Raw genomic sequence first — 24662 nt, 5'->3', positions numbered from 1 at the left:
CGCCAGGCCAAACGGATAGCCGATCGGGGCGCGCCCGTCACCCGGATTTCGTCGGGGCGCGGGGGCGCCGGGGGCGGGGCGCGGGCAGACTTGCAGGCAGGCTCGCAGGCGGACTTGCAGGCGGACTTGCGGGCTCCGCCGGGGCGGTGTCCTTGATCCGCCACAGGGTGCGGGCCAGGATCGAGCGGTACGGCGCGAAGGCCGCCGCGATGGCGCGCGTGTCGGTGCCGCCGGTGAGCCGGCGCAGGCAGCCCACCGCCGCCACGTCGCCCTCGGGCCAGATGTCCGGGTCGTGGAAGTGGAAGATCCCGACCATGTCGGCGGTCCAGGGGCCGACGCCCCGGATGCCGCACAGGATCGCGGCGCGCTCAGGATGCGGCAGGCCGGCGAGGTCGGGCCCGAGCAGGCCTGCCGCCTCGGCGGCGACGATCGCCTGGAGGGCGCGGACCTTGTTGCCCGAGATGCCGCAGGCCCGCAGCAGTGCCGGGTCTCCGGCCTCGAACAGCCCGCGCGGGCTCGAACCCGCCGCCGTCGCGGCGGCCTCGACCCGCGCCCAGATCGCCGCCGCGGCCTGGGTCGAGAGCTGCTGGTTCACGACCTCGACGAACAGGCGGTCGGCCACGCAGGCCTGCGGCGGCGGGTCGATCCGGAGCGGGCCGGCCTGCCGGATGGCGGCCTCCAGGCGCGGATGCGCGCGGGCGGCGTTGAGCAGGTGCGCGTAGGCGGTGGGGTCGAGCATCGCGGCGAAGATTAAGGGACTGCCCGCGCGCGGGGCAATCGGTGCGATCCCCCCGGTGGCGGGCACGATGCCGCGCGCGCCTTGCTGGGCGCCCGCCCCGATCCACTTCCGATCGGCGCCGGACGTGAAGGCGGGCATGATGGACGGCGCCCTCGGACGCGGCGACAGCTCACGGTATGGCGATCTTCTTCACCGCGGACACGCATTTCGGCGATCCGCACATCCTCCGCCACCGCCGGGCGCGGTACGACAGCGTCGCGGCGCATGACGCGGCCCTGGTCGCGGCCTGGAACGCCGTGGTCGGCCCCGACGACGCGGTCTGGCATCTCGGCGACTTCGCCGCGGGGGCGAGCCGGGAGCATTGCGCGGCGCTATTCGCGCAGCTCAACGGCACCAAGCGGCTGATCCGGGGCAACCACGACTCAAACCGCGTGCTCGACCTGCACTGGGCGGACCCGCCCGTGGACAGCGCCCGGATCTCGGCTCCGGATTCCCAGGGCCGGGAGCACCGCTTGTTCCTGTCGCACTACGCGCACCGGGCCTGGCCGGGCCTGTGGCGGGAGACCCGCCACCTCTACGGGCACAGCCACGGCTGGCTGCCCGATACCAGCCGCTCCTGCGATGTCGGCGTCGATGCCTGGGACGATACCCCGGTCGGCCTCGACGCCATCCTAGCGCGCCAGGACGCGGCCGAGCTGGTGCCGGAGGAGATCGCCCGGCACGGGCTGCGCTGACCTCCGCGGAGGTCACCGCGATCTCCGTTCCGGGGCCGCGTCGTTTCGGGCGCCCGCCCTATGTGACGCAGCGGATCGCGATCGCCACGGGAGGCAGCCATGACCGAACCCCTTGCTCCGCCCGCCTGGACGGCCGCCGCCGCGCGGGCCGCCGCCGACCTCGGGCTCGGGAGCGCCTTCGCCGGGCTGGATGCGGGATCCTGGGCGCGGCTGCGCGACCGCACCGCCGAGATCCTGATCGCGCAGGGCAGCCCCCCGCCGCCGGATTGGGAGCCCGCGCTCGCTCGGGCCCTGGGCCGTGCCGATCCGGATGTCCTGGCCCATGACGAGGCCGACGCCGTGCTGGCCGAACAGAGCGAAGTGTTCGCACCGGAGGACGACGCCTGAAGCATCGTTCCGAGAGGTGGCCGCCGGCTTTCAAACGGACGATGCCCTGGAATCGGTTGCCGTCCGAGACTTCCTGGCGGCGCGTGGTTGCCGTGGTGCCGGTCCAGGCCGATGTAGGTGGGATGCCAGGTCCCGATCATCAGCGCGCCGCCCCGCGATCCGTCCCGACACCCCTGCGGGTCTTCCCGGTCTCAAGCGAGACCCCGGTCCTCGACGCGCAGACGCGGACGCGGCTGGGGCGCCAGTTGCGCGCGCTCTACGACCCGGTGATCGACGAGATGCTGGATCCGAGGCTGGCGGAGCTGCTGCAGCAGCTCGACGCCGATCGCGCGGACGAGACCGGGCGCTGAGGCGATCCGGCAATGGGGCTCCCGTCGATGGATCGGGGGGATGTCACACCGACGGGAGCTGAGCCGGGACGACGAATCGACCCAACCCGTCCTATGTCGCCCAGGAACGACCCCGGGCGCCTTCACCTAAGTCAAATTTGCTGTCGAATACAGAGGGCGATGTGACGGTTACGGGTATTCGTCGGTGGAAAGCCTGGTAGCGGCGTCAGGCCGACGTCCCAGTCACCGACAGCATCACCCCGTCGTTGCCGATCTCGGCGCCGGTGTAGCCCAGCATCCGGGCGAGCTGCTCGCGGGCGCGCCACACCCGGCTCTTCACGGTGCCGATCTGGCACTGCATGACGGAGGCGGCTTCCTCGTAGCTGAGGTTCTCGATCGCCACGAGGACCAGCGCCTCGCGCATCACCGGGGCGAGCCGGTCGAGGGCGGCGCGCACGTCCTGCAGGTCGAGGTGGCCGCCCTGCTCAGGCACGCTGGTGAGCCGTTCCGCATAGCTGCCGTCGGTGTCGGCGACCTCGCGGCCCTGCTTGCGGTGCTGGCTGTAGAACACGTTGCGCAGGATCGTGAAAAGCCACGCCTCCAGGTTGGACCCGGGGGTGAAGCCGGCCCGTCCGCGCCAGCCCCGCAGCAGCGTGTCCTGCACGAGGTCGTCGGCCGCGGCGGGGTCTCGGGTCAACGAGACGGCGAAGCGGTGCAGGGCCGGCACCACCTTCAGCAGGCCGGCGCGGAAGTCGGCCTCCCGTTCGACCTCCCCCGAGACCGGCTCCCCCGAAGCCTGGTCCTTGGCGAGCGCCGCGTCCAGGCGGGCCAGCAAGTCGGCAAAGCGATCCGAGGCGGCCGCCGGGGTCGGGCCGACCGCGTCGTAGGTCAGGCCGAGCAGCGTTCCGAGGTGGATGCGGATCGCGTCCGGCAGGCCATGCCGGATGTCGCGGGCCGGATCGGGCAGGGTGTGGCCTTCGGTGTCTGGCATCAGGTCCGGGCATCGACGGCGGGCCTATCGCGCCCGTCGCATTCGCTTGTGGCGCGCCCACGCGGCTCTCGCGCCAACATGGGTTTAGACTGCGTTACCGCGACGATGCGACGAACCAATACAAGCAAGCGGGACGGGCCGATGTGTCGGGACCGATGACGAACAGGCTGCGAACCGGCGGGCTCGCAACGGCGTTCCCTGTGGGATCCGTCTCCGACAGGAGGCCGGCCGGACTGTGTTCCTGAACCCGTAGCGAGGCGTGTCGATGGCTACCCCCGATCCCGATCGCACCGTGCCCCGCGACACCGGGGGGCACGCCTCGACGGTCTGGACCCTGGCGCTGGCTACCGCGCTCGTCGGCCTGGTCGCGTTCCCGCGGCGGTCGGCCACCCCCGCCTCAGGCGGCGCGGAGCCGGGCCGCCGGTCCGCCTTCGGGGGCTCCTCGGATCCCGCGCCCGCGCACGAGGGCGGCGAGGCCCAGGCGGTCGCGAGCCGCCAGGCCGATCGCGGGCGCGGCGCCAGCCATCCGGCGGAGATCCCCGCCAAGGGCTGGAAGGACATCGCGCTGCGCACCTACCGCGACATCGGCGAGAACCGGCTGTCGCTGATCGCGGCCGGCGTCACCTTCTTCACCCTGCTGGCGATCTTCCCGGCGGTAGCCGCGCTGGTCTCCTGCTACGGCCTCGTGGCCGACGCCTCGACCATCAACGACCAAATCGCCAGCCTCCAGGGCGTCCTGCCCCAGGGCGCTCTGGAAATCATCGGCGACCAGGTCAAGCGCCTGAACGAGAAGGGCAACACCGCGCTGGGCCTGAGCCTGGTCGTCAGCATCGTCCTGTCGGTCTGGAGCGCCAACGGCGGCGTGAAGCACGTCTTCGACGCCCTCAACATCGTCTACAACGAGCGCGAGAAGCGCAATTTCGTCCTGCTCAACGTGGTCTCCCTCGGCTTCACCGCGGGGGCGCTGGCGTTCCTGATCCTGGCTCTGGCCGCGGTCGTGGTGCTGCCGGTGGTGCTGACCTATGTCGGGCTCGGGACCGATGCCTGGTGGCTGACCCTGCTGCGCTGGCCGGCGCTGCTCGTGGCGGTCCTGCTCGGGCTCGCCCTGCTCTACCGCTACGGCCCGAGCCGGGACGCGCCGCGCTGGCGCTGGGTCACCCCCGGGGGCGCCGCGGCGGCCCTGCTGTGGCTCGTCGCGTCGCTGCTGTTCTCTTGGTACGTCGCCCATTTCGGCAGCTACAACAAGACCTACGGCTCCCTCGGCGCGGCCATCGGCTTCATGACCTGGATCTGGATCTCGACCATGATCGTGCTCGCCGGCGCCCAGCTGAACGCCGAGATGGAGCACCAGACCGCCGAGGATACCACCGTGGGTGAGCCGCAGCCCCTGGGCACGCGGCGCGCCCAAATGGCCGATTCCGTGGGGGCCGCCGCCGCGTGACGGGGCGGCCAAAGGGCTCAGCGGTGGTTAACACAGGTTGGCGCGGGCACGCCCGGTCGCGGCATAAGCCGTCGAGACAACCAGACTTCGACGCTCGGGCCGCAACATACCTGTGACAACAGTCGTCTTCGTGCGGTGGGCATCCATCGGCAGCGTCGTCGCGCGATTGCGGGCGCACCGGAGCTGCCCGGATCCCTTTTTCCACGCCCGCCTGGCCACCGCGCGCCGGCTGCGGGTGGGGCGATCCGACCACGGATGGCCGGCCGTCCCGGAACCGCATCGGCACGGCGGCCTCTGACCGGAGGTCGCCGTGAACAACCCGTTCGTGCGGAAGATGGAGCGGCACGTCCGGCTCGGGCCCGAGGACCGCGCGGCCCTCGACGGACTCGCCCGCCAGCACATCCGCCCCGTCGCGCCGCGCCAGGACATCGTCGGGCAGCACGAAGATCCGCACCACACCCACCTGATCCTCGACGGCTGGGCCTGTCGCTACAAGCAGTTTCCCGACGGTCGGCGGGCGATCGTCTCGCTGCTCCTGCCGGGTGACCTGTGCGACCCCTCCCCGGCCCGCTGGCCGCGCCTGGACCACGCCATCGGGGCGATCACCCCGGTCACGGTCGCCCGGATCGCGCCGGACCAGATCGGCGAGGCGATCCGGACCCGGCCGGCGGTGGAGGAGTGCCTGTGGCGGGAGATGCGCGACACCACGGCGCTCCAGCGCGAGTGGATCGCCAGCGTCGGGCGCCGTTCGGCGATCGAGCGCCTGGCGCACCTGTTCTGCGAGCTGTACCTGCGGCTCGCCCGGGTCGGCCTCGCGGACGGGAACACGATCCCGATGCCGATCACCCAGCCCGACCTCGCCGACGCCCTCGGCCAGACCAGCGTGCATATCAACCGCACCCTGAAGGCGCTGCGCACCGGCGGCCTGATCGGCCTGCGGGGCCGGCGCCTGACGATCCACGACCTCGACGGGCTGATGGAGCGCGGCCTGTTCGACCCGGCCTACCTGCATCTGGCCTGAGACCGGGCGTACCGGTCCGGACCCTGCCGGCAGCCGCCGCCGGGATCGGCGCCCGAATCCCGGCGGGATACGCTTGCTCAAAGATTGATTTTTAGGATAGTATTTAACCATATCGCCGCCAATCGGCGGGCATATATGGGCGATCGAATTGAGTGTCCTCTACTTATTGCGGATATATAGTTATTTTATACTAATTATATATAACCGGATTCCGAATTTCTATGGGCTTAACGGCGCGCGGCGAACGCTGTTGCGAAATATTGGCGTTCGGGTCGGGGCAAGATCACATATTTCAAGTCCTATAATTTTCGAACAAAGTCTCAACGATGAAGCAATAAGAGGTCTTGCGATTGGATATCAAACATTCATCAATTCCGAGGTCCGATTTGCCTGCCGGAACGCGCGGATCGAGATCGGTAATCGCTGCATGGTCGGTTCCAGGGTAAGCTTCGAAACATCGACTCATGATCTCGTCATCGACGCGTTCCACGATAGAACAAACAAAACGCGCCAGACATTCCACAAAGACATCATCGTGCAGGACGGTGTCTGGATCGGGGCCGGGGCAATCATTTTGTGCGGCGTCACGATCGGAGAACAATCTATAGTTGCGGCCGGATCAGTCGTGACCAAGGATGTCGAGGCGGGAGTCTTGGTCGGCGGTGTGCCCGCTAAGACGATAAGGCGGCTGATCACGAACGGAGATCGATCGTCAGGCCGCGGGGACCCGGTTCTACAGGACGCGTCGGCGGGAGCTGACAAGCGGTAGTCCCTCGAACCGCTCCGCGGCGCACGCGCGATCCGGAGCCGTCGCGTCGACGGACGGCGGCTCTATTTGGGCCGATGGCGATACGCCGCGTCGCCGCGACGGGGCCGCGTCCCTTGCCTTCGGCCTGCGGCGGCCGATCTGCACCGCATCAGGCAACCGGTTCGAGCCGACCGACAGACCATGCACATCCACCTCGACGCACTCGGCGGCGTCGCCGGCGACATGTTCGCCGCCGCGTTGCTGGATGCCTTTCCCGAGCATCTTGAGGGCGTGCGCGCCAGCGTGCGGGCCGTCGATCCGCGCATCGCCTGCACGGCATCGCAGCACAACGACGGCATCCTGCGGGGCCTGCGCTTCGCGGTCTCGGCCCCCGGGGCGGAGATGCCTGCGCCGCATCGGCACGGCGGCCATGCGGCCCACCACGATCACCCCCATACGCACGATCACGCCCACACGCACGGGCACTCGGACCACCCGCCGCATCACAGCCACCGGTCCTGGTTCGAGATCCGCGCGGATCTCGAGCGGGCGGACCTCGCGCCCGCCGTCCGGGCGCATGCTCTGGCGATCTTCGGGCACCTCGCCGAGGCCGAGGCGCGGGTCCACGGCATCGCGGTCGATGCGGTGGCGTTCCACGAGGTCGGCGCCTTCGACTCGATCGCCGACATCGTCGCCGCCGCCCACCTGATCGCCGCCCTCGAAGCGCGTAGCTGGAGCGTCTCGGCCCTGCCGCTCGGCTCGGGCCGGGTCCGGACCCAGCACGGCCCCCTGCCGGTGCCGGCCCCCGCCACCGCGCTCCTGCTCGAAGGCTTTTCGACCCTCGACGACGGGATCCCGGGGGAGCGCGTCACCCCCACCGGCGCGGCGATCCTGCGCCATCTCTGCGGCGATGCGCCCGGGCGCGGCCGGCCGCCCGGCACGCTCGGGCCGAGCGGGATCGGCTTCGGCACGAAGGTCCTGCCGGGCCTGAGCAATTGCCTGCGCGCCCTCGTGCTGGGGGAGACCTCCACCGGCCATCCGGGCCGGGACGACCTGGCGGTGATCGCGTTCGAGATCGACGACCAGTCGGGGGAGGATCTGGCCATGGGCCTCGACCGCCTGCGCGCGCAGCCCGGCATGCGCGACGTCGTGCAGATGCCGGTGCTGGGCAAGAAGGGCCGGATGATGGCCCATATCCAGGCCCTGGTGCAGCCCGATAACCTGGAGGCGGCGATCGCGGCCTGCTTCCGCGAGACCACGACGATCGGGCTGCGCCACCACCGGGTCGTGCGTGCGGTGCTCGACCGGGAGGCTGTCACGGTCGCGCCGGAGGGCCGGCCGGTCCGGGTGAAGGTGGTGGACCGGCCGGGTGGGCGCACCGCCAAGGCCGAGGCCGACGATACCCTGGGCCAGGCAGACCACGCCGTCCGGGCGCGCCTGCGCCGGGAGGCCGAGCGCCTCGCCCTGCGAGAGACCACGAAGGAGGAGCAGTGACGCGCGTGCATCTCGAAGCCGTGCTGGCGGGGCTCGGTCCCGTCGCAGTGGCGGTGAGCGGCGGGGTCGACAGCCTGACGCTGGCGACTCTCGCCCACCGGCTGGCTCCGGCCGCGACCCTCGTGGTCCACGCGGTCTCCCCGGCCGTGCCCGGCGAGGCGACCGCGCGGGTCCGCGCCGAGGCCGCCCGGGAGGGCTGGGACCTGCGGGTGATCGAGGCCGGCGAGTTCGCCGACCCGGCCTACCGGGCCAACCCCGTGAACCGCTGCTTCTTCTGCAAGACCAACCTGTACGGCGCGGTCCGGCACGTCACCGACCGGCAGATCCTGTCCGGTGCCAATCGCGACGACCTCGGCGAGTACCGCCCCGGCCTCGACGCCGCCCGGGAGCACGGGGTGCGCCACCCCTACGTGGAGGCCGGGTTCGACAAGGCAGCCGTGCGGGCGCTAGCCCGCGACCTCGGCCTCGGTGCGGTGGCGGAGTTGCCGTCCGCGCCTTGCCTGTCGAGCCGGGTCGAGACCGGCATTCCGATCGAGCCTGAGACCTTAGCCTTCATCCACGCGGTCGAGCGGCTGGTCGGCGGGGCCCTCGAAGCCGGGCCGGGCCCCAAGCGGGCCGTCCGCTGCCGGGTGCGGGCCGAGGGCGTGGTCGTGGAGCTCGACCCCGGTAGCCTCGCCGCCCTCGACGCGGAGCGCCGCGCCGCCCTGGGATCCGGCATCCGGGAGATTACGCCGCCGCGCCTCTCGGGCGCCATCCGGTTCGCGCCCTACCGGGTCGGCAGCGCCTTCCTGACCGGAGCCTCCCCGGCATGAGCGTGGCGGACGAATTCACCCTCGACTTCGCCCGGCCCGAGCGGATCGGCCTGGAGGAGGCGATCTTCTGCGCCGGCAAGAGTCCGGAGCAGATCGACGCGATCCTGGCGGCCGCACGCGAGCGGGGCGCCTCGCTGCTCCTGACCCGGCTCGACCCGGAGAAGCGCGACCGGCTCGGGGCTGAGGCGCGGCTCGACTATTGCCCGGTCTCGCGCACGGCGGTGTTCGGGCAGCCCCCGCCCGTCGCCGGCCCGGCCCGGGTCGCCGTGGTCGCGGCCGGCACCTCGGACGTCCCGGTCGCCCGGGAGGTCCTGCGGACGCTCGGCTATGCCGGCCGGGCCGCGACGCTGTTCGCCGATGTCGGCGTCGCCGGCCTGTGGCGGCTGACCACGCGGCTGGAGGAGATCCGGGCGCATCCGGTGGTGATCGTCGCGGCCGGCATGGATGCGGCGCTGCCGAGCGTGGTCGGCGGCCTAGTCGCCGGGGCGGTGATCGCGGTCCCGACCTCCGTGGGCTACGGCGTCGCCGCAGGGGGGCGCACGGCTCTGGACGCGGTGCTGGCGAGCTGCGCCCCCGGGATCGTGGTGGTCAATATCGACAACGGCTACGGGGCCGCCTGCGCGGCCCTGCGCCTGCTCAACGCGGCGAGCCGCCTCGCCCAGGAGGCCGAACGATGATGTCCCGCCACCCGTTACCGTCCGAACCAGACACCCTCCCGAACGGAGATATCCGATGGAACGCCGCAGCTTCCTTCAAGGCGCCGTGCTCGGCGCGGGGCTTACGGGCACCAGTCTCGCGGGCGCCGGCAGCGCAGGTGCGGCCGTGAACGTCCCGCCGCTTCCGAACACCCGGCCGCAGGACCCGGCCGACCTGCCGCTGATCACCGATCCGGGCGAACGCCGGGGCGAGATGCTCTATCGCACCTTCGGTCGGACGTCGGAAAAGATCTCGGCGATCGGGATGGGCGGGTTCCACCTCGGCAAGAGCGCGGTGACCGACGACGAGGCGACCCGGCTGATCCATGCCGGCGTCGATCGCGGCATCACCTTCATGGACAATTGCTGGGACTATAACGACGGCCGTTCCGAACTGCGCATGGGCGCGGCCCTGGCTCAGGGCGGCTATCGCGACAAGGTCTTCCTGATGTCCAAGATGGACGGGCGGACCAAGGAGGAGGCGCTCAAGCAGATCGACCAGTCGCTCCTGCGCCTGCGCACCGACCGGATCGACCTCGTCCAGCACCACGAGATCCTGCGCTACGACGACCCGGACCGCGTCTTCGCGGAGGGCGGGGCCATGGAGGGGTTCCTCGAGGCCAAGAAGCAGGGGAAGCTGCGCTATATCGGCTTCACCGGCCACAAGGACCCGCGCATCCACCTGCAGATGCTGGCGGTGGCGCAGGAGCGCGGCTTCCAGTTCGATTCCTGCCAGATGCCGCTCAACGTGATGGACGCGCATTTCCGCTCGTTCGGCCATCTGGTGCTGCCGCACCTCGTGGCCGAGGGCATCGCGCCGCTCGCCATGAAAACGTTCGGCGACGGGGTGATTCTGAAGGCCGACGCGCCGATCAAGCCGCTGGAATATCTGCACTTCTCGCTGAACCTGCCGGTCTCGGTGGTGATCACCGGCATCCAGAACCAGCGCGACCTCGACCAGGCCTTCGAGGCGGTGAAGACCTTTAAGCCGATGGACAAGGCGACGGTGGCCGAGTTGCTGTCGCGCTCCAAGCCCTACGCGCTGGAGGGCAAGTACGAGCTGTTCAAGACGAGCGCGACCTTCGACGGCACCGCCAAGAACGCGGCCTGGCTCGGCGAGGACGTGCAGAGCGTGAAGAAGCTCGCGCCGACGATGGAGTAGGGGCGCCGCTTGGGTGGGGGGAGTTCTGTCCTCCCCTTTGTGACTCCAGCCTACTCAGGTTTCGACTGTAGCCGCAGTCTTGCAGAAGGTGCGGGTCCCCTCTCCCGTGCGGGAGAGGGACAGGGTGAGGGACCAGGTTTTTCCGGATAGGGCGCATCCCTCACCCCAACCCTCTCCCGCACGGGAGAGGGGGCGCGTCGCGGTCTGCAACAACGCCGGCGCCTAGCTCGCAGAGCGGGCGGGAGGGGCGTCCGACCCTATGCCACATCCTCCAACCGGATCGGCAGCTTGCGGATCCGGCGGCCGGTGGCGTGGTGGACGGCGTTGGCGATGGCCGCGTTGACGCCGATGATGCCGAGCTCGCCGAGGCCCTTGAGGCCGAGGGCGTCGACCTGATCGTCCGGGTCCGGCACCAGCAGCGCCTCGACCTCCGGCGCGTCGGCCGAGGTCGGGACGAGATACTCGGCGAGATCCGGATTGCGGTAGGCGGCCCCGTCCAGCACGGTCTCTTCGAGCAGTGCCGAGCCGAGACCCCAGATCATCCCGCCGGTGAGCTGGCTCTTGGCGGTCAACGGGTTGAGGATCCGCCCCGCCGCGAAGGCGCCGGTGAGCCGGGCCACCCGGATCTCCCCGGTCTCGGCATGGACATGAACCTCCGCGAACTGCGCGCCGAAGCCCCAGGACACGGCATGGCCGCCCCCGCCGAAGGCCAGCCCGATATGGCCCTGCCGCAGGCCCGCCAGCGCCTTCTCCCGGTCGCCGCCCGCGGGCACGAATTCGGCCAGCGTCTCGACCCCCGCGGGGCCGACGGCGTCGGCCAGCGCGAGGCCGGTGCCGTCCGGAGCGGACAACCGCCCGGCCGCGAGCGACAGGGCGGCCGGATCCCGCCCGGCGAGGCGCCCGCCCTGCCCCGTCGCGGCCTGCGCCAGGGTCTCGCGAATCTGGCCGCAGCCGAGCGCCAGGGCATTCATCAGGCTCGTGGTCGTGCTCGATCCGCCGGAGATGCCGGCCGCCGGCAGCGCCGTGTCGCCGAGCCGGACGGTTACCCGCTCCACCGGCACGCCGAGGCCCTCGGCCGCGCCCATGGCGAGCAGCGTGGTGATGCCGTTGCCGATCTCGTGATGGGCGCAGGCGACCTCCGCGGTCCCGTCCGGACCCAGCCGCACCCGCAGGGTCGCGGCCGCGATCTTCACCGGCCGCACCGAGGCCGCGCAGCCCAACCCCACCCGCCAAGGTCCATCACGCATCGTCCCCGGATGCGGCGCCCGCCGCGCCCAGCCGAAGGCCTGCGCGCCGGCGTCGAAGCAGGCCATCAGCGGCCGGGTCGAGAACGGCTTGCCGGAGACGGGATCGATTGCGGTGTCGTTGAGCCGCCGCAGGACGATCGGATCCATGTCCAGCGCCACCGCCATCTCGTCGACGGCGCTCTCCAAGGCGAACAGGAACGGCACCTCCGGGGGCGCCCGCATCGGCCCCGGGGTGTTGCGGTCGACCCGCACCGCCCGCTCCTCGGTCCGGATCGCCGGACAGGCGTAGAGGCTGGCGGTGACCTCGGCACCCTCCATGACGAACGGGTCGAACCGCGACGTGACCGTCTCGGCCTCGTGCACCAGGGCGGTGAACCGGCCGTCACGGTCGGCCCCGAGCCGGATGGCGTGGCGCGATTCCGGCCGGTAATTGGCGATGGTGAAGCCTTGCCGCCGGGTCGGGACCAGCGAGACCGGCCGACCGAGGCGCCGGGCCGCCAGCGCGACCAGAGCCGTGTGCTGCGACAGCGCGAATTTCGAGCCGAAATGGCCGCCGATCAGCCCGGACACGACCCGCACCTGCGCGGGGTCGAGGCCGAGCTGCACCGCGAGCCCGTGCTGCGCGGCGCCGACATAGCGGGTCGGCTCGTGCACGGTGAGCCGGTCGCCGTCCCAGGCGGCCCGGGTGGTGAACAGCTCGATCGGGTTGTGGTGCTGGATCGGGGTCTCGTAGCGCGCCGCGACCCGGATCGCGGCGTCGCGCCATCCGGCCTCGGCGTCGCCCCGGACGATGTCCTCGTGCTGTGCCTTGAGGTCCGCCAGCCGGACGGTCTCGGCCCCGGGCGCGTCGAAACCGCCGGCGGCGGGCTCCTCCGCGTAGGAGACCCGGACCGCGCCGGCGGCCTCCTCGGCCGCTTCCTGGGTCTCGGCCACCACCAGGGCCACGATCTGGCCGGCATAGGCGACCGCGTCGGAATTCAGCGGCCGGTGCGAGCTGTTGGCGTAGCCGCCGGCCATCAGGTGCTTCACCGGCGCCACCGCCCCGGCGAACTCCCGGTGGGTGAAGATCCCCAGCACCCCCGGCACCCGCTGGGCGGCGCCGAGGTCGAACCCGGTGATCCGGCCCCGGGCGACGGTGCTGGTGACCAGGGCGGCGTGGGCCGTCGTCTCCGAGCCGGGCCGGTCGGAGGCGTAGAGCGCCCGGCCGGTGACCTTGTCGGGGCCTTCGACCCGGGTATGGGCCGTCCCGAGGATTTTTTGGGAGTCCCGCGTGCCTGATTCCATGTTCGCGCTCCCGGTCCGCGGTCTCGTCCGGGGGCAATGGCCGAAGCGGCTGCGCGGCTCCGCGTGCGGGCGGCGGGGCGACACCATGCAGCGGCGGGGCAGCGCATGTGCAGCCCCGTCGCTTCGGATGGTGACCCTACGGGATCAGTCGACCACCTTCCCGTCCGGGCCGACCTTGACCGTCTGCTCCTTGTCGGCGCCGGCCACCTTGATCTCGTACTGCACCGCCTTGCCGTCCTTCTCGACTTCGGCCTCGTAGGCCTTGCCGCCGCCGGCCTTCTGCTCGGCGATGGCGAGCGCGTCCTTGAGCGAGGTCTTGGCGTTCTGGAAGTCGGCGGGCTTCAGCCGGGTGAAGTAGCGCTCGATCGGCTGGTTCTCGGTCTTGTACAGGGCGCCGCTATCGGCGTTGATGCCGTATTCCACCAGCTTGCCGCTCGGGTAGACGACCTTGATGGCGTAATGCGCCGGGTTCTTGCTGTCGGCCTTCTCGAAATCGGCGTCGATGGCGCGGCCGCCCTTCTCGTCGCCCTGCGCCTGGGCGGTGGTCAGCGCCTGGGCGAGGCCCACCTTGGCGACCTTGGCCACCTGCCACTCCTTCAGGTTGCTGTCGGTTTGGGTCGCAGTCTGGGCCAGGGCGAAGCTCGTCGAGAGCGCGAGCAGGCCGGCCGCGGTGGCGAAGCGTTTGATCATGGCGGGTTTCCCTTTGCGGGTTCGGTTGTGGGACCGAGAAACGCCGAGGCCCGAAAGGGGTTTCCGCCCCTGGGAAAAAACGCACCGCTTGATCGAAGCGCCGCAGATCCCTAGCACCGCTCCCAACCGCGACATGGCCGGAGGTGATTGGCCGGAGGCGACTGGCCAGCGGATTGCGTCGCCCCGCCCGGAATGCGCAACAGCGAAGGAAGCCAGCCCGTGCTCCAGCAGATCGGCGAGATCGACCCGCCCCAGCGGCTCCTGATGGGGCCGGGGCCCGTCAATGCCCATCCGCGCGTCCTGCGCGCCATGTCGGCCGACCTGCTCGGGCAGTTCGACCCCGAGATGACCGCCTACATGAACGAGGTGATGGCGCTCTACCGCCCGATCTTCGGCACCGAGAACCGCTGGACCTTCCTCGTCGACGGCACGGCGCGGGCCGGGATCGAGGCGGCCCTGGTGAGCCTGGTCGCCCCCGGCGAGCGGGTGCTGGTGGTCAATTTCGGCCGGTTCGGGCTGCTGCTCACCGAGATCCTGGAGCGGGTCGGCGCCGTGGTCGAGACCGTGGACGCGCCCTGGGGCGAGGTCGTGCCCCTGGAGGCGATCGCCGCCGCGGTCGAGCGCTTCGGCCCGAAGGTCGTGGCGACCGTGCACGGCGACACCTCCACCACCATGGCCCAGCCCCTTGACGGGCTCGGCGACCTCTGCCGCCGGGCCGGCGCCCTCTCCTATGTCGACGCCACCGCGACCATCGGGGGCATGGAGATCGCCGCCGACCGCTGGGGCGTCGACGTGGTGACCGGCGGCCTGCAGAAATGCCTCGGCGGCCCCTCGGGCTCGTCGCCCATCACCGTCTCGCCTGCGGCGGCCGAGCGGATCTTCTCCCGGCGCCACGTCGAGCACGGCATCCGCCGGGACGACATCGACGACGGCTTGGGGGTCCGGATCGGTTCGAACTACTTCGACCTCGCCATGATCATGGATTACTGGTCGGAGAAGCGCCTGAACCACCACACCGAGGCGACCACGATGCTGTATGGCGCGCGCGAATGCGCCCGGGTCCTGCTGGGCGAGGGGCTGGAGGCCTGCTTCCGCCGGCATGCGGCCGCCGGACGTGCGGTCGCGGCCGGCATCCGGGCGATGGGGCTCACCGTGTTCGGCGACGACCGCTACCGGATGACCAACGTCACCGCGCTGTACATCCCGGACGGGGTCGACGGCGAGGCGGTGCGGCGCCGGATGCGGGAGGATTTCGAGATCGAGATCGGCACCGCCTTCGGGCCCCTGGCCGGCAAGGTCTGGCGGATCGGCGCGATGGGCTACAACGCCCGCAAGCACAAGGTGCTGATCACCCTGGGCGCCCTGGAGGCTGTCCTGCGTGCGGAAGGCTTCTCCGTCCCGCCGGGCGCCGGCGTCGCGGCGGCCCTGGCGGCCTGGAACGCGAGTCCGGCCGCCTGATCGCAGTGCGTCCCGGGATCGACCGGGCGGGCCGCGGGAGCGTATGGCTGGCCCGAGGCGTCGCCCGCCATGCGGACGGTGCGGCGGCCTGATCCCGGGAGTGCCCATGAACGCGAACGAGCCGGAACCGCTGGACGACTTCACCCGCGTGCACGCGAAGCTCTCCGCGCTGGAGATCGTCCTGGGCGTCCTGATCGGGCGCCTGTCCGAGGAGAACCCGGAGATCCGCGAGGACGTGAAGCGCGACGTCGCCGCGATCCTGTCCGACATGCCGATCGAGGGGCCGAGCGAGGAACTGATCGTCACCGAGGTGCGCCGGGCCGCCGAACTCCTGACCAGCGTCTCGATCGGTTAGAGTCGCGCTCCGGATGGGGGTTGCCGGCGTCCGGGATGAGGCGATGCGCCCGTGTCCTCTCAGCGGGGCGGCATCCGCAGCGCCCCGTCCAGGCGGATCGTCTCGCCGTTCAGCATCGGGTTCTCGCAGATGTGCCGGACGAGGTCGGCATATTCCGACGGACGGCCGAGCCGGGGCGGGAACGGCACGCTCTGGCCGAGCGCGTCCTGCACCTCCTGCGGCATCCCCGCCATCATGGGCGTCTCGAAGATCCCCGGCGCGATGGTGACGACCCGGATGCCGTGGCGCGCCAGCTCCCGGGCGATCGGCAGGGTCATCGAGACCACGCCGCCCTTCGAGGCCGCATAGGCCGCCTGCCCGATCTGGCCGTCGAAGGCCGCGACCGAGGCGGTGTTGACGATCACGCCCCGGGCGCCCTCCGCGTCGGGCGCCTCCTTGGCGATCGCCGTGGCGGCCAGCCGGATCATGTTGAACGTGCCGACCAGGTTGACCGTCACCGCCCGGGTGAAGCTGTCCAGCCGGTGCGGGCCGTCGCGGCCGACGACCTTCTCGCCCGGTGCGATCCCGGCGCAGTTGACGAGCCCGTGCAGGTGCCCGAACGCGTCCAAAGCCGCCTGGACCGCTGCCTGCCCGTCCGCCTCGCTGGTGACGTCGGTGGCCGCGAAGCGCGCCCGCGCGCCCAGCTCCGCCGCCACCCCGGCCCCGGCCTCCCGGGCGATGTCCGCCACCACTACGCTGGCGCCGGCCGCCACGAGGCTGCGCGCCACCGCGGCGCCGAGCCCCGAGCCCGCGCCGGTGACGATGTAGACGCGATCCTTGATCATCCTGGCTCCCCCCGCTCGTTGGAGCTCCGGCGTAGCGTGGGATCGTACGGTCCGGAAGGCCGTTTCGACAGCTGGGCCGTTGACGTGTGAAAAATTCCCACATATGCAGGATGAAGTCATCGATGATTGTCGCGTCAAGTTCTGCTTGTCGTGCTGCCGGTGATCGAAAGTAAACAAGTGTTTCTGCGGCCGTAACACCAGAAAATCTGGCCGGCGGCACGGTCTCGACACGGTTCACTCCGCATCCCCGCGCCCGGGCAGCCCCGGGCGCGGCCGATCCCTCATGCCTGTTCAGGACCGCCATGCCTGCACCCTGGATCGCGACGGCCGCCCGGCATTGGCGGCATGGGCGGTGCGTCCGAATCCGCTTCGCCGAGCGGGGTCCGGCCCTGCGCGTGGCGCTCCGCAAGGCCGCCCCGGAGAGCGTGATCCTGGCCGGCAACTCGCATGTCGAGTTCCTCGGGACACCGGATTTCGGTGGCCGGCCCTGCATCAATCTCGGCATCGGCGGCAGCACCGCGGCTGATTGCGCGGCCCATCTCGCGGACTTGCGGGCCCCGATGCGCTGCGCGGCCTCGGTGCTGATCATCGGCACGAACGACATCCTGCGCTGGCGGCACCCGGAGCGGGCCTCCACCGAGCGCCGGTTCGAGGCCGAGGTCCGGCACATCCTGCGGATCCTGGAGGTCTGGTCGACGCAGGTCTTCGTGGCCGCGATCCCGCCGATCGGCGCCTGGGCGACGGGCCGGGATCCCGCCGCCGTCGCGGCCTTCTCGGACCGCCTCGCGGCGCTCTGCCGGGTAGGCGGTCACAGCTTCTTCGATCCGTTCGCGGCCCTGCGCGACGACGGCTCGGGGCTCGCCCGCACGGGTCTCCATCCGGACGGCGTGCACCTCGCGGACTATACCCGGCTGGCCGCCGATCTGGTCCGGCTGGTCGCCATCGACTCCGCCCCGTCCGCGCCCCGGCTGCGCGCCCCGGTCCCGGCGCGCAGCCTTCGGGCGCTCCACGCCGCGGCCTGGGGCGTTCGCCCGTGAGGCTCCGGGCCATCCTCGACGCGTTCGCGACCGGGCCGCGCGGGGCCGGGCGCCCCGTACGGGTATGGCCCGCGGACGAAACCCTCTGGCTCCGCGAGAACGGTGCCTGGCGCCCCCGCGCGGCACGCCACGTCCTGCACGCCCTGGCCTCGCTCGGCTCCCGGGGCCGTTACGCCGCCCATGCGGAGCGCGGCGTCAAAATCCTCACCGGGCCGGTCAGCACCCTGGCGCTGCCGGATGCCGAGGCCGAAATCCGGTTCGTCTTCCATGTCACCCCGCTCGGCTACGGCGAGGCCGCCTTCTGAGGCGCAACGCTCGGTCTTTTGTTTTCATCATCCCGACAGCCGGAACCACCGTTCGAGATGATGCTCTCATCGGCCGACGCTGCAACCGGGCATCCCAGGCCGATCACCTGGGCCAGAAACGCCAGCGCCGCGCGGATCACGGGCGAGCGCTTCAGGTCGGGATAAGTCACGAGCCAGACATCCCGGGGCGGCGGCTTTGGCTCGACCGGGAGGCGGGTGAGCGCCGCATCGCCGTCCCCGAGGAAGCGGGGCAGGACGACGGCGCCCAGGCCAGCCCGGGCCGCCTCCTGCTGGCCGAACAGGTCGCTGGCCTGGAACACGATCGGCCGGCCCGACAGCAGGCTCCGCAGCCAGGCCTGCTGGGGGACGTGGTCCAGGGCGGAATCGTAGCCGATGAAGGTCCAGTCCGCCGGGGCCTTCGCTGCCTGGTCCGGGGTCGCGTAGAGGGCGAAACGCATCACCCCGATGCGGCGGATCAGGAGGTCCGGGTCGTCGGGGCGGGTCAGGCGCACGGCGATCTCCGCCTCCCCGCGGTCGAGGGCGGCGATCCGGGCGGCGCCGGACAGGACCAGGGTGATGCCGGGATGCGCCCGGTGGAAGCGCGCGACCTGCGGGGCGATGAGGCGTGCTGCCACGGCCGGCGGAGCGCTGATCCGGACCGTGGCGACCGGTGCCACCGCGTAGCCAAGGGCGCGGCGCTCGATCGCCCGTACGGTTCCGACGATCTCCGCCGCCAGGGCCGCGATGGCGGTCCCCTCCGGAGTCAGCGCGACCCGGCGCGGCAGGCGCTCCACCAGCCGCAGCGCCAGGGCGTCCTCCAGGGACGCGACACGCCGGCCGATCGTCGCATGATCGACTCCGAGGTCGCGCGCGGCGGCCGAGAGCGAGCTGGTCCGGGCGAGGACCGCGAAGTGGTGGAGATCCTGCCAGTCGATCATCGGTGAAGTTTCGCACGAGGCCGGTGAAGAGATGCCGAATTCTCTCACAGACTAAAACGCGGTTCTCTGTCGGGGCAGGAGGTCGATCATGACGACAGCGATGATGATGGCCGGGCCCGGTGCGCCGGATGTCCTGACGGCGACCGAGATCGACATCGGCGAACCCGGCGCCGGCGAAGTCCGCATTCGGCAATCCGTGATCGGCGTAAACTTCGTCGACATCTACTTCCGGACCGGCCTCTACCCGATCGCCGCCTATCCGGCGGTGCTCGGTTTCGAGGCGGCCGGGACGGTGGAGGCCGTCGGCCCGGGGGTCGTGTCGGTCGGGCCCGGCGACCGGGTCGCCTATCACGGCGCCCCGATGGGCGCCTATGCCGAGGCGCGGATCCTGCCGTCGGAACGGCTGGTACGGCTGCCCGCCACCCTACCCGACCGCCTGATGGGCGGCACGATGCTGCGCGGCCTGACCGCCCACATGCTGCTGCACAAGGTCCGGGCGGTCGGGCCCGGCGACTGGATCCTGGTCCACGCCGCCGCGGGCGGGCTCGGCCAGATCGTCACGCGCTGGGCGAAGCGCCTCGGCGCGCATGTCATCGGCACGGTCGGTTCCGAGGGCAAGCGCGCGCTGGCCCTGGAGGCCGGGGCGGCCGCGGTGCTCCTGCACGGCGCGGACGACTGGGCCGAGCGGACCCGGGCCCTGGCGGATGGGCAGGGCGTGCATCTGGCGATCGACGGCATCGGCGGCGGCATGCTGGCCCGGACCTTCGCGGCGGTCCGGCCGTTCGGGCTCGTGGCGAGCCTCGGCCAGCCGGCCGGACCGATCCCGCCTGTCCGCGTCGAGACGCTGGGGAACGGCCGTCCGGTCGCCCTGATGCGGCCGAGCGTGATCGCCTACGCCAACGATCCGGACCTGTATCGCCGCGGCGCCGCGGACCTGATCGCCGCCCTGGAGGCCGGCCTGATCAACCCGATCGGGGCCGCCTATGACCTCCGGGACGCCGCCCGCGCGCATGCCGACCTGGAGGGCGGCCGTACCACGGGCAGCGTCATACTTACGGTTTAGGTGCCTCCGACCTGCTTCGACCGAGGGCTGCGGGACCGTCGGAAACCCGGTTTTCCGCGTGTCGATCGACGGCCCGCGTGCGGCGTCGCGCTGCCCGAATCGCGGCACAGGTGTATGGGGAGGTGCACGATTCGACGCTCGGAGCGGATCGTCCCGCGCGGTCGCGCCAGGGGCGCGACAGGAGTGACAGGGCCGGAATGCCGTCCGTCGACACGCCCGTTCCCGTGGGCGCCTTCGCGCTCCTGCTCGTCGCCTTCGCGGTGAAACACCTCGCGGCCGACTTCTTCCTCCAGACCAACTGGATGGCGCAGTGCAAGGAGCGGGCCTCGGCCTGGGCCGGGCCGCTCTGCGCCCATACCGGCCTGCACGGTTTCGGGACGCTGCTGATCGCCCTGGCGGTCGAGCCGGCCCTATGGTGGCTGGCGCTCGTGGATTTCGTGATCCACACGGGGATCGACCGGGGCAAGGCGCTGGTCGGCCAGCGGACCCGCTTCCCGGCCTCGGACGCGCGGTTCTGGTGGCTGATCGGGGTCGATCAGTTCCTCCACCAGGTGACCCATATCGGGCTCGCCGTCGTGCTGGCGGCGGCCTAGCGCATCGTGCCGGATATCGGAACCGGCGCGCTGCGCTGGGTCTTTGCTTCGCATCGTCCCGAAAGCCGGCAGCCACCTTTCGGAACGATGCTCTGATCCTCAGGTCAGCTCGGCCTCGAGCAGCAGATTGGTGTCGGCGACCTTGCCGGCGAGTTCCAGGATCAGGAAGCGCTGGAGGGCGAGCGCGAGGTCGGGGCGCTCCCGTTCCATCCGGGCCAGCGCGGCCCGGTCGACGCCGACCACCCGGCAGGGACTCTCGGCGACGGCGGTGGCGGTGCGCCGCCCGCCCTTCACCAGCCCGATCTCGCCGATCACCGTGCCGGCGGTCGTGGTGCGCAGGCGCAGGTTGGGCCGGCCGGACACCTCCATCTCGATCGACACGACGCCCTGCTCGAGGAAGTACAGGGTGTCGGCCGCCTCGCCCTGGCGGAGCAGCGCCTCGCCGGCCGCGAGGGTGCGGAGGCTGAGATACGGCGCGAAATCGGCCGGCGCGAGGCTGCAGCCGAGGCGATCCGCCATGTGCTCGGCAAACAGCGCCACGGCCCCCTCCCCGGCGGAGCCGGCTTCGAACAGCAGCCGCGTCTCGGCCTCGCGCAGGGCCTCGTCCAGGGTGGCGCGCGTCCGCAGCCGCGGCCCGGCCAGGCCGCCGCGCTCGATCTGCCGGAGGGCCGCGGGGCCCAGATGGACCAGCAGCACGTCGAAGCCGCGCTGCTCGGCGAGCTGCCCGATCTTGCGGAACGCGATCAGGGCCGAACTGTCGAGACCGACGCAATCGCGAAAGTCCAGGATCAGGCTGCGCAGGGGACCGGGCTCGGCGGCGGCCCGGCGATAGATCGTCTGGGCGTTGAGGAAGAACAGGTAGCCCTGCAGCGCGTAGATCCGGGTCCGCTCCCCGGCCTCGCGCAGCAATTCGGCGGTGTCGGGGGCGCGGATGACGCTGCTGCGCCGCTCCGCGCCGGACAGCGCCCGGCGCACCGCCGGGATCTGGCCGTACTGGACCGCGAAGATCAGGATCGCCAGCACGACGCCGACCAGGAAGCCCACGGTGGCGCCGAACAGGGCGGTCGCTCCGCACACCGCCAGGGCGATGCCGGTCTCCCAGATCGGAAAGGTCCGGCAGGCCAGCGCGAGGTTGACCAGCAGGCCCAGCCCGATGGCGATCAGGGCGCCGCCGGCGAGCGGGCGCGGCAGCAGCGCCAGCGGGCTCGCGCCGAACACCAGCAGCGCCGCCATCACGGCGAGCGTGAGCCACCAGCCGAGCCAGTGGCTGCCGCCGATATTGTGCAGCAGCAGCGTCGAGGTCCGCCCGAAGCCCATGGCCGGGCTGCCGAACAGGCTGCCGACCAGGTTGGCCGCGCCCGAGGCGACGAACATCCGGTCGATGTCGAGCTCGCGCCGCATCTCCAGCTCGACGCTGATGACGTAGAGGATCTGGATGATGACCGCGACCACGATCTCGGTGGCGATCCGGGGCAGGATCGGCAGAAGCAGGGCGGGGTCGAGGGCCTGGAGCGCCATCGCGGCCGGGGCCTGCAGCAGCGATCCCGAGGGTAGCGCCTCGATCAGCCAGCCGGCCCCTTGCGCGGCTGCCGTGTCGATGCCCTGCCAGGCCAGGCCCAGATGCACGACGACGAGGCTCGCCAGGATGACCGTGGGGTAGGTGCCCCAATGCTTGATGCGCCGGGGCAGGTAGAAGGCGCAGAACCCGATGACGACGGACAGGGCGATGCGCCCGAGCAATCCGGGGTCGATCCGGCCCGGGTCGAGCATGGCCGGGTCGAGCAGGCCCAGCAGCGCGGCGGCGGGATCGTCGAGATGCGCGCCGATCTGCACGCCGCTCTTCAGGAACAGCAGCCCGACGCCGCCGAGGAACCCGGTCAGGACCGGGTAGGGCAGGAGCTGCGCCAGCAGCGAGGCGCGCAGCGTGCCGAGCAGGGCGAAGACGAGGCCGGTGGCGAAGGTCGAGACGCCGCAGGCGACGAGCACGATCCGGCCGACCGTGGCGGGATCGGTGATGCCTGCGTCCCGGAGTTCCCCGGCCACCGCGGCGGCGATCGCCGCCTGCACGATCGCGGCCGCCCCGATGAAGGACAGCGACACCACCACGGTCCGCCGCAGCGCGACGAAGACGAGGCTGCCCAGCACGTAGGCCGCCAGCATCGCCGACATCCCGGCGACGCGGCTCTCCGCCAGCGGGCCGGAAAAGATCAGCTGCGAGAAGCTGATGAGATCGAGGAGCAGCACCATGGCGGCCACCGCCGCCGCCGCGATCGTGCGCGCGGTGCGGACCAGCGCCTGGCGTCCCTCGGTCGGCTGCCCGCTGCCGGCGGAGGCCATATCGGTGGTTGTCATCGGCACGGCATCCGTATTCCGAAGGTTCGATCCAGGCCGGTGCAGCAGATCCCCGGCCGCCGCACGCGCGAACGCAGCGGAACGGTGGACATCAGGCTTGGCCGCAGCCGTCCACCTCGATCGCAGCCCGGGACTTAAATTATCGTGCCGCCGGCGCGTGTCGGAAGACCGGACCGGCCAGGTTTCAACCGGTTCTGACGGAACCGGAACCATGCGGCAGGCCGGTCACGACCGGGAGGCCGGGACGATCTGTTCGCGCGGCGTGCCGCGTCGGGGGCCGGATTCCCCTCCCCCGCGTCATGCTCTAAGCCGGCCCCCCACAGGAGCCGCCGATGCCCGCACCGACCCGCCTGCCCCGTCCCCTGCCCGCCGCGCTCCTGCTCGCAGGCCTCGCCGGGGCCGCGCAGGCCGAGGATGCGCCGTCGATCGCCTGGCCCGAGCCCGGCGGCCGGGCGACGATCAGCCGGGCCTTCAACGGATCGCCGATCACCGTCGGCGTCTCGTCCCGGACCGGCGGCGCCATCGACAGCCTGACCTGGGGCGGCACGCAGTTCATCAACGCCCACGATCACGGCCGCGAGCTGCAATCGGCCTCGTCCTACGACGGCTACGGCGAGTGCCTGAACCCCACCGAGGCGGGCAGCGATTCCGACGGCACCGGCCCGCGCAGCACCACCCTGCTCACGGAGCTGAAGCTCGGCCCGAACACGCTCCAGACCCGGTCGCAGATGGCCTACTGGATCGAGCCCGGCCGCGTCACCGGCAGCTGCCCGAAGGGACCCGGCCCCCATGCCGGCCCCCGTTCGGACGACGTCCTGGCCAAGACCGTCACCCTGGGCGCGGCGGGGGTGGCCAACGCCATCGCGTACCGCGTCACCTACATCACCGCGCAGGCCCACGAATCGGCGACCTTCGAGGCGGCCACCGCCTACATGCCGCCGGACTTCACCGCGTTCTGGAACCTCGACCCGGCGACGGGCCGGTCCGAGCCGCTCTCGGCCGGGCCGGGCGAGCAGAGCGTGCCGGTGATCCTGGCGACCCCCGACGGCGCCCGGGCGATGGGCGTCTACAGCCCCGCCCTCCCCCAGGCGACGGTGCCGAATGCCGGCTACGGCCGGTTCGACTTCTCGACCCTGCCGGGCTCGGGCAACGCCACGACGAAGTGGAACTGCGTCTTCCGGGAGAACAACGTCCCGGCGGGGGCGCACAGCTACACCTGCTACGTGGTGGTCGGCACCCTGCAGGATGTCCGGGCGGGCCTCGTCGCCCTGCGGGCGGTCCTGACCGGTGGGCGCCCGGCCCCCCTCCCCGCCATCCCGGCCCCGGCGCCCCAGGCGGCTGCCGCGCGGGTTCCGGGCGTGGCGCTCTATGTCGGGACGCAGCAGGGCTGCAATGCCGGGGAGGTGACGATCGACCCGGGCTACAAGGGCTGCCCCACGGCCCCGATCGGCGCGACCCTGGCGCAGCAATCCTCGCCTAACGACGCGGCGGTCTATGCCGGCACCGCGGCCGGGCTCGATGCGGGCCTCGTCACCAACAACCCGCACCATCTCGACGCCGGAACGCGACCGATCGGCTATCTTGCAGCCGCCGGTGCGGGCGGGACGCCGCTCTATGTCGGCCAGCAGGGCGGGTGCAATGCCGGGGTGGTCTCGACCAACCCGGCCCATCTCAATTGCCGCGCGGCCCCGCTGGGCATCGCCGTGCGGTGAGGCCGGCCGTGAGCGCCGCCCCGGAGCCGGGGCGGCGCTCGGTTCTGGTCCCGAGGGCGAACCCGCGCCCGTCGGGACGCGGTGCTCAGCCCTTCTTCACCAGCGGCACCGGCTCGGCCGGCGGCTTGGTCGCGCAGGCGGCGACGCTGGCGGCCAGCAGGGTCAGGATCAGGGCGCGCGTGAGAGGATTCTTTGCGAAACAACGGGCAGTGGACACGAGGCAATCTCCGATTTTCGGCAGCGCGGAGGCT

26 protein-coding genes are annotated in these 24662 nt (G+C 71.7%); 17 read left to right on the top strand and 9 right to left on the bottom strand.

The window, feature by feature from the left end:
* Positions 1-37 precede the first annotated feature (37 nt).
* On the bottom strand, positions 38-877 hold the full coding sequence (locus tag MFF40_RS04050) for a DNA-3-methyladenine glycosylase family protein (RefSeq protein WP_238259740.1): 840 nt from the start codon (positions 875-877) through the stop codon (positions 38-40).
* A gap of 38 nt (positions 878-915) precedes the next feature.
* Here MFF40_RS04050 and MFF40_RS04045 point away from each other — a divergent pair, with 38 nt between their 5' ends.
* The 3 genes from MFF40_RS04045 (at position 916) to MFF40_RS04035 (ending at position 2210) form a co-directional block, all read left to right on the top strand.
* Entirely contained in the window at positions 916-1473 is a 558-nt protein-coding gene (locus MFF40_RS04045) for a metallophosphoesterase (RefSeq protein ID WP_147899469.1), read from the top strand.
* A gap of 99 nt (positions 1474-1572) precedes the next feature.
* Complete coding sequence (locus MFF40_RS04040) at positions 1573-1860, top strand: hypothetical protein (protein ID WP_238259738.1); 288 nt, start codon at positions 1573-1575, stop codon at positions 1858-1860.
* 122 nt (positions 1861-1982) lie between these two features.
* A complete protein-coding gene (locus MFF40_RS04035) occupies positions 1983-2210 on the top strand; it encodes a hypothetical protein (RefSeq protein ID WP_147899467.1) in 228 nt (75 codons plus the stop codon).
* 205 nt (positions 2211-2415) lie between these two features.
* Here MFF40_RS04035 and MFF40_RS04030 read toward each other — a convergent pair whose 3' ends face one another.
* Positions 2416-3180 (bottom strand): sigma-70 family RNA polymerase sigma factor, encoded by a 765-nt coding sequence (locus tag MFF40_RS04030; protein ID WP_147857286.1) that lies wholly within the window; start codon positions 3178-3180, stop codon positions 2416-2418.
* Between the two features lie 265 nt (positions 3181-3445).
* On the opposite strand from MFF40_RS04030, the gene MFF40_RS04025 reads away from it, so the two are divergent.
* On the top strand, positions 3446-4621 hold the full coding sequence (locus tag MFF40_RS04025) for a YihY/virulence factor BrkB family protein (RefSeq protein WP_238259736.1): 1176 nt from the start codon (positions 3446-3448) through the stop codon (positions 4619-4621).
* A 310-nt stretch (positions 4622-4931) separates the two neighbouring features.
* A complete protein-coding gene (locus MFF40_RS04020) occupies positions 4932-5642 on the top strand; it encodes a Crp/Fnr family transcriptional regulator (RefSeq protein WP_147857409.1) in 711 nt (236 codons plus the stop codon).
* A 292-nt stretch (positions 5643-5934) separates the two neighbouring features.
* Here MFF40_RS04020 and MFF40_RS04015 read toward each other — a convergent pair whose 3' ends face one another.
* A complete protein-coding gene (locus tag MFF40_RS04015) occupies positions 5935-6243 on the bottom strand; it encodes a hypothetical protein (RefSeq protein WP_238259790.1) in 309 nt (102 codons plus the stop codon).
* Between MFF40_RS04015 and MFF40_RS28785 the strand changes: the two genes are divergently transcribed.
* The 5 genes from MFF40_RS28785 to MFF40_RS03990 all read left to right on the top strand — a co-directional run bounded on the left by MFF40_RS28785 (position 6178) and on the right by MFF40_RS03990 (position 10553).
* Positions 6178-6411 carry an acyltransferase gene (locus MFF40_RS28785; RefSeq protein WP_283206084.1) on the top strand — a complete coding sequence of 78 codons (234 nt, stop codon included), beginning with the start codon at positions 6178-6180 and terminating at the stop codon, positions 6409-6411. The two genes, MFF40_RS04015 and MFF40_RS28785, sit on opposite strands and share 66 nt — an antisense overlap.
* A gap of 180 nt (positions 6412-6591) precedes the next feature.
* Positions 6592-7884, top strand: coding sequence for a nickel pincer cofactor biosynthesis protein LarC (larC, locus tag MFF40_RS04005; RefSeq protein WP_147898927.1), 1293 nt, complete (start codon positions 6592-6594; stop codon positions 7882-7884).
* Entirely contained in the window at positions 7881-8696 is an 816-nt protein-coding gene (gene larE, locus MFF40_RS04000) for an ATP-dependent sacrificial sulfur transferase LarE (protein WP_147898928.1), read from the top strand. Before larC ends, larE begins: the two co-directional genes overlap by 4 nt.
* Complete coding sequence (gene larB / locus MFF40_RS03995) at positions 8693-9373, top strand: nickel pincer cofactor biosynthesis protein LarB (RefSeq protein WP_147898929.1); 681 nt, start codon at positions 8693-8695, stop codon at positions 9371-9373. Before larE ends, larB begins: the two co-directional genes overlap by 4 nt.
* Before the next feature lie 55 nt (positions 9374-9428).
* A complete protein-coding gene (locus MFF40_RS03990; RefSeq protein WP_147857303.1) occupies positions 9429-10553 on the top strand; it encodes an aldo/keto reductase in 1125 nt (374 codons plus the stop codon).
* 257 nt (positions 10554-10810) lie between these two features.
* Here the strand turns inward: MFF40_RS03990 and MFF40_RS03985 are convergent, their stop codons facing one another.
* On the bottom strand, positions 10811-13084 hold the full coding sequence (locus MFF40_RS03985; RefSeq protein ID WP_147898930.1) for a xanthine dehydrogenase family protein molybdopterin-binding subunit: 2274 nt from the start codon (positions 13082-13084) through the stop codon (positions 10811-10813).
* 144 nt (positions 13085-13228) lie between these two features.
* Positions 13229-13774 carry a PepSY domain-containing protein gene (locus MFF40_RS03980; protein WP_147856311.1) on the bottom strand — a complete coding sequence of 182 codons (546 nt, stop codon included), beginning with the start codon at positions 13772-13774 and terminating at the stop codon, positions 13229-13231.
* A gap of 219 nt (positions 13775-13993) precedes the next feature.
* On the opposite strand from MFF40_RS03980, the gene MFF40_RS03975 reads away from it, so the two are divergent.
* Together MFF40_RS03975 and MFF40_RS03970 are read left to right on the top strand one after the other, a co-directional pair.
* Complete coding sequence (locus tag MFF40_RS03975) at positions 13994-15232, top strand: pyridoxal-phosphate-dependent aminotransferase family protein (RefSeq protein ID WP_210247813.1); 1239 nt, start codon at positions 13994-13996, stop codon at positions 15230-15232.
* Positions 15233-15338: 106 nt separating this feature from the next.
* Positions 15339-15587 (top strand): hypothetical protein, encoded by a 249-nt coding sequence (locus MFF40_RS03970; RefSeq protein ID WP_147856313.1) that lies wholly within the window; start codon positions 15339-15341, stop codon positions 15585-15587.
* Between the two features lie 59 nt (positions 15588-15646).
* Here the strand turns inward: MFF40_RS03970 and MFF40_RS03965 are convergent, their stop codons facing one another.
* Positions 15647-16411 (bottom strand): 3-hydroxyacyl-CoA dehydrogenase, encoded by a 765-nt coding sequence (locus MFF40_RS03965; protein ID WP_238259734.1) that lies wholly within the window; start codon positions 16409-16411, stop codon positions 15647-15649.
* 302 nt (positions 16412-16713) lie between these two features.
* Here MFF40_RS03965 and MFF40_RS03960 point away from each other — a divergent pair, with 302 nt between their 5' ends.
* Both MFF40_RS03960 and MFF40_RS03955 read left to right on the top strand, forming a co-directional pair.
* Complete coding sequence (locus MFF40_RS03960) at positions 16714-17448, top strand: SGNH/GDSL hydrolase family protein (protein ID WP_238259732.1); 735 nt, start codon at positions 16714-16716, stop codon at positions 17446-17448.
* Positions 17445-17753, top strand: a complete 309-nt coding sequence (locus MFF40_RS03955; RefSeq protein WP_147855746.1) for a hypothetical protein — start codon at positions 17445-17447, stop codon at positions 17751-17753. Before MFF40_RS03960 ends, MFF40_RS03955 begins: the two co-directional genes overlap by 4 nt.
* Here the strand turns inward: MFF40_RS03955 and MFF40_RS03950 are convergent.
* The gene (locus tag MFF40_RS03950; protein ID WP_238259730.1) at positions 17732-18691 is read right to left on the bottom strand and encodes a LysR family transcriptional regulator; all 960 of its coding nucleotides are present in this window, start codon (positions 18689-18691) and stop codon (positions 17732-17734) included. The two genes, MFF40_RS03955 and MFF40_RS03950, sit on opposite strands and share 22 nt — an antisense overlap.
* An 88-nt stretch (positions 18692-18779) precedes the next feature.
* Between MFF40_RS03950 and MFF40_RS03945 the strand changes: the two genes are divergently transcribed.
* Both MFF40_RS03945 and MFF40_RS03940 read left to right on the top strand, forming a co-directional pair.
* A complete protein-coding gene (locus MFF40_RS03945; RefSeq protein ID WP_238259729.1) occupies positions 18780-19754 on the top strand; it encodes a quinone oxidoreductase family protein in 975 nt (324 codons plus the stop codon).
* 197 nt (positions 19755-19951) lie between these two features.
* A complete protein-coding gene (locus MFF40_RS03940) occupies positions 19952-20347 on the top strand; it encodes a DUF3307 domain-containing protein (protein ID WP_238259726.1) in 396 nt (131 codons plus the stop codon).
* A 99-nt stretch (positions 20348-20446) separates the two neighbouring features.
* On the opposite strand, the gene MFF40_RS03935 is transcribed toward MFF40_RS03940, so the two are convergent.
* Complete coding sequence (locus MFF40_RS03935) at positions 20447-22699, bottom strand: SLC26A/SulP transporter family protein (RefSeq protein WP_238259724.1); 2253 nt, start codon at positions 22697-22699, stop codon at positions 20447-20449.
* 332 nt (positions 22700-23031) lie between these two features.
* Between MFF40_RS03935 and MFF40_RS03930 the strand changes: the two genes are divergently transcribed.
* Positions 23032-24411 carry a hypothetical protein gene (locus tag MFF40_RS03930; RefSeq protein WP_238259722.1) on the top strand — a complete coding sequence of 460 codons (1380 nt, stop codon included), beginning with the start codon at positions 23032-23034 and terminating at the stop codon, positions 24409-24411.
* An 85-nt stretch (positions 24412-24496) separates the two neighbouring features.
* Here the strand turns inward: MFF40_RS03930 and MFF40_RS28780 are convergent, their stop codons facing one another.
* Positions 24497-24628: a hypothetical protein gene (locus MFF40_RS28780; protein ID WP_281408002.1), complete on the bottom strand. Its 132-nt coding sequence runs from the start codon at positions 24626-24628 to the stop codon at positions 24497-24499.
* Positions 24629-24662: the final 34 nt, after the last annotated feature.

Origin of the sequence: Methylobacterium mesophilicum (genome assembly GCF_022179445.1) — a bacterium.
Classification (GTDB): Bacteria; Pseudomonadota; Alphaproteobacteria; order Rhizobiales; family Beijerinckiaceae; genus Methylobacterium; species Methylobacterium mesophilicum.
The sequence above is the reverse complement of the archived record's forward strand: the minus strand, read 5'-3'. Positions and strand labels throughout refer to the sequence as shown.